General features: G+C 69.0%; 15 protein-coding genes. 8 read left to right on the top strand and 7 right to left on the bottom strand.

Going from position 1 to position 17110, the window contains the following annotated elements; all coding sequences use genetic code 11:
• The first annotated feature begins 2 nt into the window (after nucleotides 1–2).
• Together ACIRR9_RS47080 and ACIRR9_RS47085 are read left to right on the top strand one after the other, a co-directional pair.
• The gene (locus ACIRR9_RS47080; protein ID WP_403765398.1) at nucleotides 3–638 is read left to right on the top strand and encodes a TetR/AcrR family transcriptional regulator; all 636 of its coding nucleotides are present in this window, start codon (nucleotides 3–5) and stop codon (nucleotides 636–638) included.
• Between the two features lie 201 nt (nucleotides 639–839).
• Nucleotides 840–1178 (top strand): peptidase inhibitor family I36 protein, encoded by a 339-nt coding sequence (locus ACIRR9_RS47085; RefSeq protein ID WP_403765400.1) that lies wholly within the window; start codon nucleotides 840–842, stop codon nucleotides 1176–1178.
• Nucleotides 1179–1188: 10 nt separating this feature from the next.
• On the opposite strand, the gene ACIRR9_RS47090 is transcribed toward ACIRR9_RS47085, so the two are convergent.
• On the bottom strand, nucleotides 1189–2286 hold the full coding sequence (locus tag ACIRR9_RS47090) for a helix-turn-helix domain-containing protein (protein ID WP_403765402.1): 1098 nt from the start codon (nucleotides 2284–2286) through the stop codon (nucleotides 1189–1191).
• A 420-nt stretch (nucleotides 2287–2706) separates the two neighbouring features.
• On the opposite strand from ACIRR9_RS47090, the gene ACIRR9_RS47095 reads away from it, so the two are divergent.
• The 6 genes from ACIRR9_RS47095 to ACIRR9_RS47120 all read left to right on the top strand — a co-directional run bounded on the left by ACIRR9_RS47095 (nucleotide 2707) and on the right by ACIRR9_RS47120 (nucleotide 9346).
• On the top strand, nucleotides 2707–3834 hold the full coding sequence (locus ACIRR9_RS47095; RefSeq protein WP_403765404.1) for a peptidoglycan-binding protein: 1128 nt from the start codon (nucleotides 2707–2709) through the stop codon (nucleotides 3832–3834).
• 53 nt (nucleotides 3835–3887) lie between these two features.
• Nucleotides 3888–4565, top strand: coding sequence for an ABC transporter ATP-binding protein (locus tag ACIRR9_RS47100; protein WP_403765477.1), 678 nt, complete (start codon nucleotides 3888–3890; stop codon nucleotides 4563–4565).
• A 100-nt stretch (nucleotides 4566–4665) separates the two neighbouring features.
• On the top strand, nucleotides 4666–5814 hold the full coding sequence (locus tag ACIRR9_RS47105) for an ABC transporter permease (protein ID WP_403765406.1): 1149 nt from the start codon (nucleotides 4666–4668) through the stop codon (nucleotides 5812–5814).
• A gap of 35 nt (nucleotides 5815–5849) precedes the next feature.
• On the top strand, nucleotides 5850–6443 hold the full coding sequence (locus ACIRR9_RS47110) for a hypothetical protein (RefSeq protein WP_403765408.1): 594 nt from the start codon (nucleotides 5850–5852) through the stop codon (nucleotides 6441–6443).
• 190 nt (nucleotides 6444–6633) lie between these two features.
• Entirely contained in the window at nucleotides 6634–7377 is a 744-nt protein-coding gene (locus tag ACIRR9_RS47115) for a response regulator transcription factor (RefSeq protein ID WP_403765479.1), read from the top strand.
• Between the two features lie 7 nt (nucleotides 7378–7384).
• Nucleotides 7385–9346: a sensor histidine kinase gene (locus ACIRR9_RS47120; protein ID WP_403765410.1), complete on the top strand. Its 1962-nt coding sequence runs from the start codon at nucleotides 7385–7387 to the stop codon at nucleotides 9344–9346.
• A gap of 762 nt (nucleotides 9347–10108) precedes the next feature.
• Here the strand turns inward: ACIRR9_RS47120 and ACIRR9_RS47125 are convergent.
• The 6 genes from ACIRR9_RS47125 to ACIRR9_RS47150 form a co-directional block, all read right to left on the bottom strand.
• On the bottom strand, nucleotides 10109–10807 hold the full coding sequence (locus ACIRR9_RS47125; protein WP_403765412.1) for a hypothetical protein: 699 nt from the start codon (nucleotides 10805–10807) through the stop codon (nucleotides 10109–10111).
• 126 nt (nucleotides 10808–10933) lie between these two features.
• Nucleotides 10934–11287 carry a DoxX family protein gene (locus ACIRR9_RS47130; protein ID WP_403765414.1) on the bottom strand — a complete coding sequence of 118 codons (354 nt, stop codon included), beginning with the start codon at nucleotides 11285–11287 and terminating at the stop codon, nucleotides 10934–10936.
• Nucleotides 11284–13317 carry an acetoacetate--CoA ligase gene (locus tag ACIRR9_RS47135; protein ID WP_403765416.1) on the bottom strand — a complete coding sequence of 678 codons (2034 nt, stop codon included), beginning with the start codon at nucleotides 13315–13317 and terminating at the stop codon, nucleotides 11284–11286. The genes ACIRR9_RS47130 and ACIRR9_RS47135 overlap by 4 nt, the downstream gene beginning before the upstream one ends.
• Nucleotides 13314–14936: a bifunctional 3-(3-hydroxy-phenyl)propionate/3-hydroxycinnamic acid hydroxylase gene (locus tag ACIRR9_RS47140; RefSeq protein WP_403765418.1), complete on the bottom strand. Its 1623-nt coding sequence runs from the start codon at nucleotides 14934–14936 to the stop codon at nucleotides 13314–13316. Before ACIRR9_RS47140 ends, ACIRR9_RS47135 begins: the two co-directional genes overlap by 4 nt.
• Complete coding sequence (locus ACIRR9_RS47145) at nucleotides 14933–15871, bottom strand: fumarylacetoacetate hydrolase family protein (protein WP_403765420.1); 939 nt, start codon at nucleotides 15869–15871, stop codon at nucleotides 14933–14935. The genes ACIRR9_RS47140 and ACIRR9_RS47145 overlap by 4 nt, the downstream gene beginning before the upstream one ends.
• The gene (locus tag ACIRR9_RS47150) at nucleotides 15868–17013 is read right to left on the bottom strand and encodes a VOC family protein (RefSeq protein ID WP_403765422.1); all 1146 of its coding nucleotides are present in this window, start codon (nucleotides 17011–17013) and stop codon (nucleotides 15868–15870) included. The genes ACIRR9_RS47145 and ACIRR9_RS47150 overlap by 4 nt, the downstream gene beginning before the upstream one ends.
• Nucleotides 17014–17110: the final 97 nt, after the last annotated feature.

The following is a 17110-nucleotide window of genomic DNA, read 5'->3' on the forward strand; positions in this document are numbered from 1 at the left end:
GTATGGATGGCACCGCAGTCCGCCCTCGCCGCGATGAGTACCCCGCCCTGACCAGGGCCGCCGTGGTCGACGCAGCGCGTCGGCTGTTCGCGGAGAAAGGCTTCTTCCAGACGACGGTTCAGGAGATCGCGAAGCTGAGCCGGGTCTCGCCGGCGACGGTGTACGCGCAGTGCGGCGGCAAGCAAGGTCTGCTGCGAGCGCTCATGGACAACTGGACGCGGGCCTCGATGGCCGAACGGGTCCAGCGGGAACCGCTCACCGGTGGTGACGCCTCCCTCGTGCTGCGGGCCCTGGCCGCCGCCTACCTCCACATCACCGAGGAGTGGGGCGACGTCATCCAGGTGGTCATCGACGTCGCGCCGCACGACGACGAGTCCAGGTCGGTGCTTGCCACCGCGCACAAGCGGCACCATCACAGCCTCGCCGTGATCTGCCGTCACCTTGAGGACATCGGTGCCCTGCGTGACGGCGTGGACGCACGGTCGGCGACCCGGATCATCACCTACTACTACGGCCTCAACGGCCTGCTCCGGACCCGTGAGGTCTTCGGCTGGTCGTTGGAGCGTTCGAACGAGTGGCTCCTCACTCAAGTGACAGCCGCCGTCCTGCGATCACCTGCCACGCCCGGGGACGCCTGAAGGTGCCCAGCCGGAGGGGATCTCCTTGAACCGAGGCGCCGATGTCCTCCGTCGAGGCACTGTCGTTCTATTCGCCCTGCCGTTCTGCGGCGAAGAATCAGAACTGCGAGCCGGATACGGCTCCTGATTTCCAGAACGAGTGCCGAAAGAAGAACAATGAAGATCAACAAGACGCTGTCCGCTGTGGCCGGAGTCGGAGCCATGGCTGCCAGTATCACTCTCGCTGTTCCGGGACCTGCCAGCGCGGCCACAGCCGTGACCATCTGCAAGGACACCAACTACAGCAATTGTTCGAGTGTCCCCACCACGATTTCCAATCTGAAGACGAGTGTCATAGGCGTCGGCTCCTGGAACGACGCGATCTCGTCGATCTATCCCGTCCCCGTCAAGATGTGCTTCTACGAGGACACCAACTACGGAGGCTCCTACGTGGTGTTCCCGGCCGGGGATTCCGCCGGGGACCTCACCAAGGTGACCTTCATCGAGGGCGGAAGCGTCCTGAACTGGAACGACAGGATCTCTTCGTTCAAGCCTTGCTGAGGCCGCCCTGCTACCGGTCCGTCACCTCATGGCCGCCAGGTTCGCGGTGCTCTTTGACGAACGCCGTCGGTGTGGTGCCGTAGGCCGCCTTGAAGTGCCGCAGGAAATGACTCGTGTCCGAGAATGCCCAACGCGCGGCGACGTCGGCCACTCGTTCGCCGGGGGTCATCAGGTCGATGCGGGCCCTGCGCAGTCGTTGACGTCGTGTGTACACCATGACGGATTCGTCCGCGTCCTCGAATGCCCGGTGCAGGCTGCGCAGTGAGATGTGCAGCTCCTGAGCGATCATGCCCGGGGCGAGGCTCGGGTCGTCGAGATGCTCGTCGATGAACCGGCGGGCCGCGGCCAGCACCACGTTCGAGTGCTCGCCGGCTTCGGCGGTCCGGGCGGCGCCCATGGCGGCGGCCAGCAACTGGATCCCGACGTCCTGGCTGACGCTCCGCCCGAGAGGGGAGAGGGTGTCGTCTGCGAACCGTCGCGCCAGATCCAGGAATCCGGTGAGGAGCCTGACCTCGGCGAGATCGGTGTCTGTCACGACGATCTGCGGCAGTCTCCCCGACACCACCGTGTGGCGGACGAGTTGGTCTCGCGGCACGACCACGGTTCGTGATCTGGTCGCGGGACCGAACCGGAATCGCCAGGGCTTCGTGGTGTCCCGGAAGACCACTTGCCCGGGTCGGAGGGTGACGGATGTCGTCTCGTTCTCGAATCGGGCCCACCCCGAGCGGATGAAATGCGCGACCACGCAGTCACTGTCCGGGACGCCTCCCGAGACGCCGGAGAATTCGTCGGAGTAATGAGCGGCGTGAAGAAGGCTGCCGACTTGTCCGCCGCGCGCATGGCAGCGGAAACCGTCGCGTTCCGCTGTGGGCCCCAACCGTAGGCTGCGGATATAGGAGAACGGCCCGAAATCCCACTGTCTCGCCGAGTTCGGGTGATTCCCGTGATTCCCACCGCTCCGTGCAGGCAGATACAACTGGGCCAGGATCGGTCCGTGCTCGGGTCGTACGAGATATCGCGCATGGGTTCTGCGCGGAGCGGATCCGGGCGTGGAAGCCTGGTCGGTGTCAGCGGCAGGACGGGGCTGTTGGTCGGACGCGGTTCCCATGGACTTCCCATTCTCACGGTGTGCACGCGCTCGCCATCGCTCCGTTGCGCGGGCTCGCACAGTCCGAGACCGTAGTACGACCGACTTCCTGTTGAGTGGACGCTTTGTGGACTGCCCCGCAGAGCCGACGACACATCACCTCATGGGCGAGTCCGGGCACATGCGAGGAGGTCCGCCCGGGTTGTCGCGCTCTCCGGTGCGGCAACAAGACCTCCTTATCGGTGGCTGACAATCTCATGACATCGGCCCGGGACTGTTGAGTCATGCTCACGATCACAGACAGAGAAGAGCCGGCGGACCGGTACCGGGATCGGGACCGGGCGTCGTTGTTCGCGGGAGGTTCCCCGTTCTCCTGGTTCACGGGGTGCGCGGCGGCCACCGGTCCGTACTCGACGCAGCGAGCACGATCCGAGGGCGGTCATGGCTGAGCCTGCCGTGCCCCGCGGGTGGCGTGGTCTCGGACGCTGCGTCCCGGCGGTGGTCCTCGTGACGGTGGTGGCCGTCGGCGCGGTCGGTACGGCAGCCGTGGCACGGCACTCGTCCGGCGCCCCCGATCCGCATGCCACCGCCGCGCCTTCCGTGCGCACCGCCAAGGTGACCCGCCGTGACCTGATCAACAGTCAGACCGTGCAGGGCCAACTGGGATTCGGGCCGGTGAAGGAGCTCAAGGGCGCCGGTACGGGCACGTTGACGAAGCTTCCCTCGAACGGGACGACGACCGGGCGCGGCAAGGCGCTCTACCGGGTCGACGACAAGCCTGTACCGGTCTTCTACGGGGACACCCCGTTCTTCCGGGATCTGAAGAAGGTCGGGGTGGTCGGAAACGATGTGACCGTGCTGCGGAACAACCTCGCCGCGCTGGGCTACGACGTGGGCTACGAGGGGACGGCGCAGCGCTCGCCGAATCAGACGCGGGCGCCGGGCTCGACGTTCACTGCGTCCCTCGTGTCGGCGCTGAAGAAGTGGCAGCAGGACATGGCCCTCCAGCCGACCGGCGAGCTGAAGGTGGGCGACGTGCTCGTGCTTCCCGGGCCCGTACGTGTGAGCAGTGTGAAGGCGCGGGTCGGCGACCCGGTGGCCGAGGACATCCTCGGCTACGTCGCGCCGAAGAAGGTGATCACTGTGCCCGTCGACGCCCAGCAGGTGTCCGCGATCAAGCCCGGTGACCCGGTGACCGTCATGCTGCCCGGACGGGACGTCCCCGGCACGGTGTCGGCGATCGGCGACACCGAGCAGAACGACTCCTCGCAACCGGACGCAGGAGACGGCTCCACTCCCAAGACCGACGTGACGGTCCTGCCGAAGCGGGCGTCGGACGTGGCGAACCTCGATGACGCCGACGTCCAGGTCGAGTTCGTCTCCGAGATCCACAAGAACGTGCTCACGGTGCCGATCGGCGCCCTGCTCGCCCTCAGCGGCGGTGGTTTCGCCGTGCAACGACCCGGCGGTGAACTGGTGAGGGTGCAGACCGGAATGTTCGCCACCGGGCTGGTCGAGATCAGCGGCAAGGGCCTCACCGCGGGACTCGACGTGGTGGTCGCCACGTGAGCCTCGTGAACTCCCCACCGTCGGACGACGACGCGTCCCGTCCCGTACTTCTCGTGGACCGGGTCAGCCGGAACTTCCCGGGCGGTGTCACCGCGCTGCACGAGGTGTCCTTGTCGATCGACGCGGGCGAACTCCTCGCCATCGTGGGGCCGTCGGGGTCCGGAAAGTCCACACTGCTCAACCTCATGGGAACGCTGGACCAGCCGAGCAGCGGCCGGGTGGAGATCGGCGGCACCGACGTCACGTCGCTCGACGACCGGCAACTCTCCACGCTGCGGGGCCGCATGCTCGGCTTCGTCTTCCAGCAGTTCCATCTCACCCACGGGCTGACCGCGACGGAGAACGTGTCAACAGGGCTGCTGTACGCCGGTGTTCCGCGCCGCGATCGACGTGGCCTGGCCGAGGAGGCGCTCGCCCGGGTCGGGCTCGCGCACCGCATCGGTCATCTGCCGGCACAGCTTTCCGGCGGCGAGAGACAGCGCGTCGCCATCGCGCGCGCACTCGTCCACGACCCGGCCCTGATCCTCGCCGACGAACCGACCGGCGCGCTCGACACCGCCAACGGAGAGTCGGTCATGGAACTTCTGACCGATCTCCACCAGGAGGGCTCGACCATCGCCGTCATCACCCACGACCGCGACGTCGCCGCCGGGTTCCCGCGTCGCGTGGAGATCCGCGACGGACGTCTGACCAGCGACACGCGAAGCGGAGCGACCAGTGCCCTCGGATAGCCAGGCGGAGCCCTTTTGGCGCGCGACCGCCCGGGACAACGGTGCGAGAACGGCCCAGGTGGTCCGCCTCGGGCCCGCCGACCTGATCAGGGTCGGCATCATGGGACTTCGCATGCGCAAGGTGCGGGCCCTGCTCTCGGCTCTCGGTATCTCGGTGGGCGTGGCCACGCTGATCCTCGTCACCGCCGTCCCCGCCTCCAGCCAGCAGGCCCTGCTGAACAGGCTGACCGCGCTGGGCACCGACCGGCTCAAGGCCCAGCCCCTGGTTCCCGAGGGGCAGAAGCCGATCGAACTGCCGTCACAGGCCGCCGACATGGCCGCGAGGATCGGACCCGTGACGGCTACCAGCGAGGTCGCCAACACCCACCGGTCAGTGCGGCGCACCGAGGCTGGCAACCCCGACGACACCGCCGCGCTGACCGTTCTGGCGACCCGGCCCAATCTGCTCGACCTGGTCGGAGGCTCGGTCCACACCGGACACTTCATCGACGCGAGAACCGCGGCACTTCCGACGGCGGTCCTCGGGTACCAGGCCGCCGGCACGCTCGGCTTCAGCCGTCTGGCGGTCGGCGAGGACGCCCCGTTGCTCCGGCTGGGAGACCGGTGGTTCACCGTGACCGGCATCCTCGACCCCATGCCGCTCGATCCCGACCTGGAACTGTCCGTGTTCGTCGGGTGGAGCGCGGCCCAGCACTACCTGAGCTTCGACGGACATCCCACCGTGGTCTACGCGAAGGCTCCGGACAGCGCGATCGACTCCGTCAAGTCCGTACTCGCCGCGACGGTCTATCCTCCGCTGCCGAGCTTCGTGAGCGTCACCAATCCCTCCGACGCGCTCAAGGCCCAGCGCGCCGCCCGGAGCACCTACTCGACGCTGTACGTCGCGCTGGCCGGCATCGCGCTCGCGGTCGGCGGCATCGGCGTGGCCAACACCATGTACATCTCGGTCCTCGAACGCCGCCGTGAGATCGGCCTACGGCGCGCCCTGGGGGCCGGCCGCGGACACATCCGAGGCCAGTTCCTCACCGAGTCAGTGGTTCTGACGCTGCTGGGCGCGTGCGGCGGCGCGGCCATCGGGACGACCTGTGCCACTGCCTACGCGGTGCTCCAGGGCTGGCCCGTCGTCATCCCCCTCGGCATGTTCGCCGGCGGAGTCGGCGCCTCACTGGCGGTCGGTGTCCTGGCCGGCGTGTATCCGGCCGTCAGCGCGTCGCGGCTCACCCCGACCGAGGCACTCGCCACCACATGAACTCTGCTCAATTCTCCATGGAAAAGGACCAGCACATGCCGGTGCACCAGAGCCGATCCGGGCTCGCTCTGCCGTCTCTCGCCGCAGCCGTGATCTTCGGGGGGCTGCTGGTCGGCGGCTGCTCCAGCCATGACCGACAGACCGCGAAGACGGCCGTGGCCTCGTTGCCGCCGGCCACGGGTTCGCCGGGTTCCCCGTCCGCTTTCAGCGACGGAAAGTCCACCTCGCCGGACGACTCGCCGGACGCTTCCCCGGGCGTACAGCTCCGGCTCGACGACACCATGGAGAAGAGGGAGCAGATCCGGAAGATCTACGTGGGTTGTCTCGCCAAGAACGGCATGGGGCCGAACAGCCAGGTGAGCGACACGGTACGCACGAAGGCGGAGGCGGCTTGCAAGGACAAGGCTCCGGTTCAGCCGCCCGAGCTGGATCCCGCCAGGAATCCGCATTACAACCAGGACGTGGTGGCCGTAGTGAAGTGCCTCAGCGGCCACGGCATTCCGGCGGTGATCGTACCGGCCACCGCCGACCAACCGATGAACTGGACGCTGACCTCCGCCGACGTCCCCGGTGACTACGAGCAGATCAACACCGCGTGCCTGGTCAAATCCTTCGGGTCCCAGTCCTGATGGCGATGGCCCACGGCAGACTCGGCCGTCCTATCGCTTATATTGTCCAGCAGCTTTCCGCTGCCGAGCGCAGGGTAAAAATCGCCCATTCTTTGACGTTCTGTTTGATACGGGTCGATACGAGATCGGCAAATACCGGACGGAATTCCCCTACGACCGACATCGCGAGATGTCTTCTGGAAAAGCTCGTATGTGCGCAGACATAGTGGTGGCGGAGGACGACGCTGATCAGGCTGAACTGATTCGCCGTTATCTCGAACACGAGGGTCACACCGTCACGGTGGCAGGTGACGGCCGGCTGGCTCTCGACCTGCTTCGCCGTCGGCTCCCGGACCTCATGGTGCTCGACGTGATGATGCCGTGGATCGACGGGCTCGACGTGTGCCGCATCATCCGTGCCGATCCGCGTCTCGCGCACCTGCCGGTGCTGTTGCTGACCGCCAGGTCGTCGGAGGACGACCTCCTGGCCGGTCTCGATCTCGGCGCCGACGACTACATGACCAAGCCGTTCAGCCCGCGTGAACTGGTGGCTCGCGTGCGTTCGCTGCTGAGGCGCAGCGGACGGACCACGCCCTCCGTCGCGGAGGCGACGGAACACGACTCGGTCATGCGGGCGGGTCCCGTGTCGCTCGACGTCGCACGACACGAGGTGCACGCGTACGGGCAGCACATCACCTGCACGCCCGGTGAGTTCAAGCTGCTGGAAATCCTCGCCGAACATCCGGGCCACGTGTTGTCGAGAAGTCAGATACTCGAACGTCTGCACGGCTCCGATCCCTTCATCACGCCCAGGACGGTCGACATGCATGTCATGAATCTGCGCCGCAAGTTGCGAGTGGCCGCAGGTGACAGCCGGCCGCCCATGCCGCTGGTGACGGTGTACGGGGTGGGCTACAAGCTCGTGGACGAGCACCCGACGCGACGCCGTGGATGACCACCCCGTGGATGAGATCGGTCCGGCCTTCGTGGTGCGGTTCCGCAGAGTGCTGCGGGCCGGGCCGGTGCGATCGAGGATGGCCGATCCCCGATTCTCCGCGGTCCCGCTACGGCGCAGCCTGCTGATACGTCTGCTCGCGGTGTCGGCCCTCGTCTCGGTCTGTTCGATCACCGTGACGGCATGGGTGGTCCTGCACACCACCGCCGTCGCGCTCGGCGGGGAGCGGGGACAGGCGCTCGCCGACGAGGACCGCGTCTACGACAGCTTGATGGGCTACGCGGCGACCCACACCAGCTGGAGCGGGGTGCGGAGCACTGTGGAGCGACTCGGCCGGCAAGCGGGTCACCGAGTGGTTCTGACGGCCGAGGACGGACGGGTCCTGGCGGAGTCCGCACCTGAGCGGGGCCACGTCTTCCGGCCACCCGCGAAGGCGACCGCCGTCGTGAACCCGCTGTCCGTCGACGCGCAACTGGGCACCACAGCCCCGGGTGCGGACGGCGTCCAGTTCTCCGGGACCCCGGGGTCGGCGGCACCAGCGATCGATCCCAGGGCGGTCGGCCCTTTCGGACTCTCCGCCCACGACGCCGGGCGGCTGCGTATGGTGGCGAGCCGCGTGGCGAAATGCGTGGACGACGACATGGGCGTGCAGGCACGCGTCCAACTCCTGCCGAGCGGGCGCCCGCGCGTGATCGTGCCCGGCATCGACGACGACGGCTCCGTCTTCACCCGGCCGTGCGCGGTGAGCGTTCTCAACAGGCCTGTCACGTCGGAGGTGAAGCCGCTGGAGACGCTCAACTCACTCGTCAACGCCTGTCTGAGACACCGGAACACCCAGACGGTGATCCTGAACATCGCGGGAGGCTGGTCGTCTCACAGCACTCCGGCTCCCTCGGGCGAGGCCGTCTCCTCGTGCCTGACGACGAGCCGCGCGCAACAACTCGCGCCGTACGTGGCACCGGAGGCGTTGTTGTACGTCGACAGTGACAGCCGTACCGCGACGACGTTCTTCGACCTGTCCGCGACGAACAGGTCGAAGATCGCGGGCTGGGCGGCCGTCGTCGTCCTGGTCACCGTGATCGTCACAAGCCTGGCGGGCATCCGGCTGGTGCGCCCACTGCGCATGGTCACCATGGCGGCCACGCGCATGGAGGACGGTGATCTGACCGCCCGGGTCCCCGTACGAGGTCGCGACGAGGTCGCTCGGTTGTCGGCCGCTTTCAACGCGATGTCCGAGCGTCGCGAGAAACTGGAGGTTCTCCGCCGTGACATGACCAACGACATCGCGCATGAACTGCGCACGCCGGTCAGCAACCTCCGCGGCTGGCTCGAAGCGGTGGAGGACGGTCTCGCCCGCCCTGATCCCGCCCTCGTGACGTCGCTGCTGGGGCAGGCACTCCAGTTGCAGCACATCATCGACGACCTCCGGGACCTCTCGGCGGCGGAAGCCGGCGAACTTCGCCTCTCACCGGCTCCGGTGCGGGTCGCCGAACTCCTTCTGAGCGTGGTGACGGCCGGCCAGGCAGCGGCCGTCCCGGCCGGTGTCCGTCTGCGCAGCGAGGCGGACCCGTCGATCACGGTCGGCGCCGACCCCGTCCGGCTCCGGCAGATGGTGGACAACCTGGTGTCGAACGCGATCAGACACACACCAGCAGGCGGAACGGTCACGCTTCGCGCCCGCGCCGAACACCAGGACGGGCCCGGCAGCCATGACACGGAGCACCGAGGACCCGGGAGAAACGCCGTCGTCATCGACGTCTCCGACACGGGGTGCGGAATCGCCCCTGCCGAACTCCCGCACGTCTTCGACCGTTTCTGGCGCGCCGAGAAGTCACGCAACCGGCGGAGCGGCGGCAGCGGCCTCGGGCTGGCCATCGTACGACGCCTGGCCGAGGCACACGGAGGCTCGGTCACCGTCAGCAGCACGGTCGGTACCGGGTCGACCTTCACCCTCGACTTGCCGTTGTGAATGACGCCCGCAGGGTGGTGTCACCGTCGTACGCTCGTGCAAGTCATCTCGCTTGCGCTGCTGCAGTGCCGGCACCGGCCCTCGGACACAACCAGGGACGTTCACGAGATCGTTCCGAAGCGTGCACGAATTACCGGTCGAGTCATGTGACTCACCGGTATTTCGTCGTTTGTTGGGCCTTGAGCCTCGTGATCGGCTCGATGAGGAGGTGAGGCGGTGGCGGTCCAGGTCCTGCGCTTCTCACCTGCGGAAACAGGACATGCCTGCGCGACGGCTGGTAGCCGTGGCACAGGCAGGTGGGGTTTTCAGGGGGCGGAGCGCGGCGGAGGTGCGTCACTCGCGTGGCGGAGGCTCCACCTGCTCGGTCGGAAGCGGTCGTCGGCCAGCAGGTAGCGCGGCCCCTGCGGACTGGGTGCGGGCCGCTCGGTGGGGATGCCGCTCGTGGCGTGCCGAGGGCGGGAGCGCCGGTTGCGGGGGCCGCTGGCGGTGACGGGGGTGAGGATGCCGAGCATCCCGTTGCAGGACGTGGTGACGTAGGCAAGGGCCTTGCTCAGCCAGTCAGGGGAACCGACGGAATGTACCGGTCAGCACCTATGCAGACCGAGCCGAGCCGATTTCCCGCGACGAGGTTGATCGTTTCCCACCGTGCACGTCGATGGCCAGGCCTGAGCAGGGGGCAGGCCCGGCAATCGCTGGAGGACCCAGGGCAAGGGGTTTGGAAAGCGGCCGCCGATGAGGATGGCGTGAAGCCGACCTCTGGCGCTACGTACTGGTGTCGCCATCATCGTTCGGTGAGTTCCGCTGGTTCTTCTCGCCGGTGGCGGAGACGTCCCCATGCTCGTCCAACAGCTCCAGAAGCGCAGCGTCCGCTCGCTTCCGGTCCTCCTTCGTCAGCTCGATCGGCGCGTTGTTGTAGACGTTGTAGCGATCCGGATCGACGATGTTGGCGGCCCGCAAGGTGAACGTCAGCAGACGGCGCCACCCCTTGCGGTGGCCGACTCTCACTTGCAGCTGGACCTTGTAGTCACGGGCTTCCGGCATCAACCCGGAGAAGGGTGCCTCGAACTCGATGAAGAGTTGTTGCGCTTCTCTGCCGGGCACGACGAAGCCTGCCGGCAGCTTCGCGTCCTCGTCCGGCCCCGGCTGGAGGCGAGACGGTGAGGAGACCCACAGCAGCGGCAGGTGAGAAGCGGGCTCGTCAGGGAAGGTCAGGAGGAGGTCCTGTACGACTATCGGCTTGGGGCCGGTGTTGTGAAGGACGAGCGGGAGCCGCAGGCGGGCCGTGGAAGTGTGGACGATCGCCGCGAAGGCATGAGGCTCCCACGTCTTCAGGCGCCCTTGTCTGGCGTTGAGCCACCAGAACGACGCGACGGTGAAGAGCAATGCGCAGGTCGACACCACGCCGGCGCCTGTGAGAGATGAGGGCGCGGCCAGATCGGCCACGGTCATCAGCGGAACCACACGTTCAGTTTGCCAGTGACGGAGCGGGCTCGCTAACAGGGCTGAGAGGCCTCCGCCGACGCGCAGCAGCAGACGAGCAGAACCTTCCTGCGTGTCACAGGTGGCCGTCGCACCGTTCGGCCACCGTCACGAGCCGACACCGGCCAGGAGCACGAGATACCAGGCGACCAGCGCGGCGCACACCACCGCGGGGACGAGTCTGGGCAGCGCGTCTCCCTTGCGCATGTGTGTGGTCACGGCACCGGTGAGCAGCATCAGGAGGCCGAGACCGGCCAGCTGTCCGAGCAGCGGCAGGACCGGGCCGATGGCCACGCCGATGGCGCCTGCCAGCTCCAGCGCACCGATCACCCGGTAGGAGGCGGTGGTGAAGCCGGCGTGGGCGGCCAGCCCGGGCATCGGGCCGAGCGCCATGGTCTTCGCCACGCCCAGCAGGGTGAAGATCAGCACGATGAGACAGGCCAGTGCGGTGGGGAGGCTCATGAGGCGTCCTCGGCGGTGTGCGGGTGACGTGTCTGGCGGCGTTGGGTTCCCAGGCCGGCGAAGTAGGCGAGGAGGTCCGGGTTGTCGACCGCCGAGGGATTGAGGACCTGCTCGGCGGGGGCGCCCTGGAGGAGGCGCTTGACCGGGACCTCGAGTTTCTTGCCGGTTCTGGTGTGCGGGATGGCCGGCACGGCGAGGATCTCGTCGGGGACGTGGCGGGGTGAGGCGCCGGTGCGGATGGCGTCGCGGATCTTCTCGCGCAGGACGTCGTGCAGGGTGACGCCGGGCGCGGGGACGACGAAGAGGGGCATCCAGTAGCCGCCGTCGGGTTCCTCCGCGCCGATGACGAGGGCCTCGGTGATCTCGGGGAGTCGTTCGACGATGTCGTGGATGTCGGCGCTGCCCAGGCGTACGCCGTTGCGGTTGAGGGTCGCGTCGGAGCGGCCGTGGACGATCACCGAGCCGTGGGAGGTGTGGGTGATCCAGTCGCCGTGCCGCCACACGCCCGGGTAGGCGCCGAAGTAGGTGTCGCGGTAGCGGCTGCCGTCGGGGTCGTTCCAGAAGTACAGCGGCATGGAGGGCATGGGCCGGGTGACGACCAGCTCGCCGACCTGGTCGACGACCGGCCGTCCCGCGCCGTCGTACGCCGCCAGCGCCACGCCGAGATTCGGGGCGGACAGCTCTCCCGCCCACACCGGGGTCGTGGGGGCGCTGCCGGCGAAGGCGGAGACGATGTCCGTGCCGCCGCTGGTGGAGGCCAGCTGGATGCCGGGTCCCACGTGGTCGCGGACCCAGGGGTAGGCGGAGGCGGGCAGGGCGGAGCCGGTGCTGCCGACGGCGCGGATGGCCGACAGGTCGTGCGTGGAGGGTTCGATGCCCAGTTTGGCCATGGCCAGCAGGTACTGGGGGCTGGTGCCGAAGACGGTGACCTTGTGGCGGGCCGCCAGCTCCCACAGGATGTCCGGCCGCGCCACCGGCGCGGAGCTGCCGTCGTAGGTGCAGGTGGTGGCGCCGGTCAGCAGGGTGGAGACGACCAGGTTCCACATCATCCAGTGGGTGGTGGTGTACCACAGCAGGCGGTCCCCCACGCCCAGGTCGCAGTGCAGGCCGAGGATCTTGAGGTGCTCCAGCAGGACGCCGCCGTGGCCGTGGACGATGCCCTTGGGCAGTCCGGTGGTGCCGGAGGAGAAGACGATCCACAGGGGGTGGTCGAACGGCACCGGGATGATGGTGAGGTGTTCGGTGCGGTTGGCGGCGTCGTCCCAGGGCACCGTGAGGCTGGTGTGCTGGGCCTCGGGCCATGTGAGGCCCAGGTGGTCCACGAGCATCGTGGCCTTCAGCGTGGGAAGGGCGTCGGCCAGTTCGAGGGAGGCGGCGCGGCGGTCGTGCGTGGTGCCGTTGAAGAGGTAGCCGTCCGCCGTGATGAGCACCGTGGGTTCGAGCTGGGCGAAGCGGTCGGCGGCGGCCTTGGGGGCGTAGTCCTGGCCGCAGACCGACCACACCGCTCCCAGGCTGGCGGTGGCGAGGAAGGCGATGACGGCGTGGGGGGTGTTGGGCAGGTAGCCGACCACCCGGTCGCCCTGTCCGACGCCCAGGTCGCGCAGGGTGGCGGCGACGGAGGCGACCTGGGCGCGCAGCTGCCGGCCCGTGATCTCGTAGCCGGCTCCGGTCTCGTCCAGCGCGGTGATCGCGGGTGCGTCCGGGTGCAGGTTGCGCAGCGCGTGGTGGGCGTAGTTGAGGGTGGCGCCGGGGAACCAGTGCGCCCCGGGCATGGTCTCCTCGGTCAGTACCCGCTCGCACTGGGTGGTCGCGTCGATGTCGAAGTACTCCCATACCGCGGCCCAGAAACCTTCCAGGTCGGTGACGGACCAGTGGTGCAGGGTCCGGTAGTCGGTGGCGTCCTGGATTGCTTCGGCGCCCTGGTGCCGGGTGGCCCAGCGGGCGAAGTCCGCGATGCGGCTGCCGGCGGCCGTCCTCGGGTCGGGCGGCAGGAACGGTTGCGGATACGGCGTCGGGTGCTGGGTGGTCATGGTGCGGTGCTCCTCGGCGGGGGGACGGGCCGGGCGTCGGTGGTACGGCGGGCCGTGTGCAGCAGGGAGGCCCAGGCGGTGGAGCCCGGGAAGGCGCCGGTGCCGGCGGGGACGGTGTCCATGACGACGCGGTCGGGGCGCAGCAGGACGGCGTCCGCCCGGCCCCGTGCCAGCCAGTCGGCCAGGGTGCCGTCGTCGCCCAGGCCGTCGACGTGGATCGTGGGTGCGTCCAGCGCCGTGGTCACTGCCGCCATCTGTGGGGTGGGCGGCATGGCGGTGAGGACGGCGAAGGAGTCTCCGAGGACGTCGTCCAGGCGTACTCGCCTGCTGTCGACGGTCACCCAGGGCTGTGGGCAGAAGGCGCCGGGCAGCCCGCGCCCGATGAGCCCGGGGCGGCGCCGTACGAGCGGGCCTGCGGCCAGCGCGGGGCTGAGGTCACGGCTTACGGCCGCGGTCACGCCCGGGATGCGGCATGCCGCGCCCACGACGGCGCGGCGCAGTGCCGCGCCGCGGTCCTGTCCACCTGTCATGGCCCAGCCGATGGCCACCGCGAGCCGTATCACGTAGCGGGCGTGCGGTTTGCGCTCGCGCTCGTAGGTGTCCAACAGCCCGTCGTCCGCGCCCTGTTGGAGAACAAGGGCGAGTTTCCAGGTCAGGTTGTGGGCGTCGCGCAGGCCCGCGCACAGGCCCTGCCCGATGAAGGGCGGGGTGAGGTGGGCGGCGTCGCCCAGCAGGAAGACGCGTCCCCGGCGCCACCGGTCGGCGAGGCGGGCCCGGAAGGTGTACTGCGCCTGCCGGATCACCTCGAAGTCGTCGCCCCCCGCGGCGTCGGACGGCACGTCCAGCCAGGGGGCGACCAGCTGGCGCAGGCGTTCCCGGCCGCCCGGACCGTCCAGGTGTACGTCGGCGGGCAGCCGGAACTCCCAGCGGTAGCGGTCCTCGCCGAGGCGCATGAAGGTGGCGGGCTGATTGGGGCAGCAGACCTGGTCGACGCCTTCCCAGGTGCGCACCGGGCGGCTGGTGCGCACGTCGACGACCCGCCAGCTCTCCTCGAAGCGCAGGTCCTCCCATACGGCGCCGATGGCGTCACGGGCGAGACCGCCCGCGCCGTCGCAGCCGAGGACGGCATCTGCCCATACGTGCTCCTCGTCGGCACCGTCCTCCCGTCGGAAGGTCACCCGGACCGGCGCCGTCCCGTCTGCGTCCTGGGCGATGGACACGACCTCCACCCCACCCCACAGCTCACACTCAGGGCGGCGCGCCAGAGCGTCGCGCAGCAGACGCTCCAGGTCCGGCTGGTCGAACATGCTGGTCTGGGGGAAGCCGTGACGCCCGTGCCGGGATCGCGCGAATTCGGCGATCACACGGTGCCGGGCGTCCAGCAGCCGCAGCCCGCGCGCCGGCCGGGCGAGGGCGGCGAACTCCTCGTGGATGCCGACGCTCTGCAGGATCCGGCGGACCTCGTCGTCCACGACGACGGCGCGCGGCAGGGGATAGACGTCCCGGTGGCGTTCCAGGACGAGGCTGCGCACTCCGTGCCGGGCCAGCAGGAGCGCGGCCGTGACTCCCACGGGCCCGGCGCCGATGATGACCACCGGTCTCCGGGACGCGGCGCTCACGTCGCGTCCGCCACGGCGGTCCGCTGCTCGCCCAGGTCGATGCGCCCGTCGGGGGTCGCGATCGTGGCGGTGACGAGGTCGCCGTTGCGCAGGTACCGGGGGTTCCTGGCCTGGCTGTTGAAGAACGTCTTCCACTTCAGCGCGGGCGGCAGCAGGGCTCCGATCTTCTCGACCGGCTTGGGCGGGGCCTTCAGCGCGGTGCCGCCGGGAGTGCCGGTCAGCAGCAGGTCGCCAGGGTCGAGGGTCTGGAAACGGGCGAGCAGGGTGAGCGCCTGCGCCGGTCGTACGATCATGTCGGCCAGGGTGCGGTCCTGGCGCGGTACGCCGTTGACATTCAGCCGCAGCCGCAGGTCGATCAGACGGGCGAAGTCCTCGGGCTCCAGCAGGGCCAGGTACGGCCCCGTCGGTGTGAAGGTCGGGTAGGACTTGCTCTCGTAGAACTGGGTCTTGGTCAGCTGGACATCGCGGGCACTGACGTCGTTGGTGAGGACGAGCCCGGCGACGTACGAAGGCAGGTCCCGCTCCTCCACCACCGTCCCCACGGGCAGCGGCGCGCCCATGACGAGGCCGAGTTCCACCTCGTAGTCGAGGAACCTCACGTGCGCGGGGCGGACGATCGCCTCGTGCGGGCCGCTGACCGAGCCGGACGCCTTGCGGAAGAAGGTGGGCGGGATCTCGCCCGTGAACCCCGAATCCTTGGCGTGGCTGCGGTAGTTGACCATCTGGGCCACCACCCGGCAGGGAGTGGTGACCGGGGGCAGTACCACCAGGTCGGCGACGGGCGTGCCGCTCTCGCCGGAGGCGGCGGCCTCCCGCACGGCGGCCCGGTCGGCGAGCAGTTCGGCGGTGGTGACCGCCTTGGTCTCGATGCGGACGGCGCGCTCGTCCCGGACGGCCCACCAGCCGTCGGGGGTGCGCAGAACGTTGGTGCTCATGAGCTCATCGCTTTCATCAGGCCCAGCAGGCGTGCGGGGTCGAGTTCGTTGTCGTCGCGCAGGGCCGTCATGACCTCGCGGAGCTTGGCGGGAGAGGGGTTGGTGCCCAGGAAGTCGCGGGTGACGGGCGGGCCCCACTGGGCCAGGCCGCTCGCCGACATCGGCGCCCATCCGGGTTCGAGGTCGCAGGAGAACAGGTCGCCGTCGGCGAAGTGCTCCAGCATGAAGCGGTCGGGGTCGCGCCAGTAGTCGAAGAGCTGACTGCCCTGGATATGCCGACCGATCCCCCAGCTGCGCCGGTAGCCCCGCTCGGCCAGGTACTCCCCGCCGACGGCGATCGAGTCCAGGTCCGTGACCTGGTAGGCGGAGTGGACGTAGCCGGTCCCGGGCCCGAGGTGCAGGGCGAGGGTGTGGTGGTCCACGGGCAGGCTGCCCTGGTCGCAGCGGATGAACGCCATGGTCGGACCGCGCCCGCGCTGCCCGTCCAGGAACAGGAAGTCGGACACGATCATCCCGAGAGTGTCCAGGTACCAGTCCAGGGTGCGGGTGAACGTCCGTGTCTCCAGCACGACATGGCCGAGGCGCTGGATACGGGACGGCTCGCGGGGCGGGCGCTGGGTGCTGTTCGTACGGCGGGGTTCGGTGCCGGTGTTGAGGGTGAGCGGCGGCTGTTCGGGCAGCGCGGGCAGCGGTTCGGCGCAGTGCACCACCCGGACCGGGAGGCCCGAGGGGTCGAAAAGGGCGACGGAACGGCCGCCGCCCGGTACGTCGATGTCCCGGACGGTGTGTCCGACGGCGGCGGCCAGCCGGTCCACATCGGCCCGCTCGGCCGTGCGGAACGCCGGTCCGAGGAAGCGGGAGGCCTGCCCGCGCCGGATGACCATGCATGGTGAGCCTGCGAAGGTGCCGCGCAGCCACAACTCGTGTTCGGTGCGGGCGGCGATCGCGAAGCCGAAGTCGCGGGCGAACACCTCGGCCCGGTCCAGGTCCGGCTTCTCGAACTCCAGCCAGGCCAGGTCCGCCACCTTGATCACGGGGTTCCGGGCTCGTCCGGGGTGCTCTCCGCGCAGGGCGCCCTGCTCACTGTGGAGGTCTTGGTGGGGCGTGAGGGGACCGCCCTCGTCAACGGGGATGTGGGACATGGTGTCCTCCAAGCAACACTGCCTTAATGAGGAAATCATCAACTCTGTTGATTCTCGTCGTCAATAGGGGCAGCCCGATCAGTTGAGGATTTCATCA

This window comes from Streptomyces sp. NPDC101234 (genome assembly GCF_044767525.1).
Taxonomy (GTDB): domain Bacteria; phylum Actinomycetota; class Actinomycetes; order Streptomycetales; family Streptomycetaceae; genus Streptomyces; species Streptomyces sasae.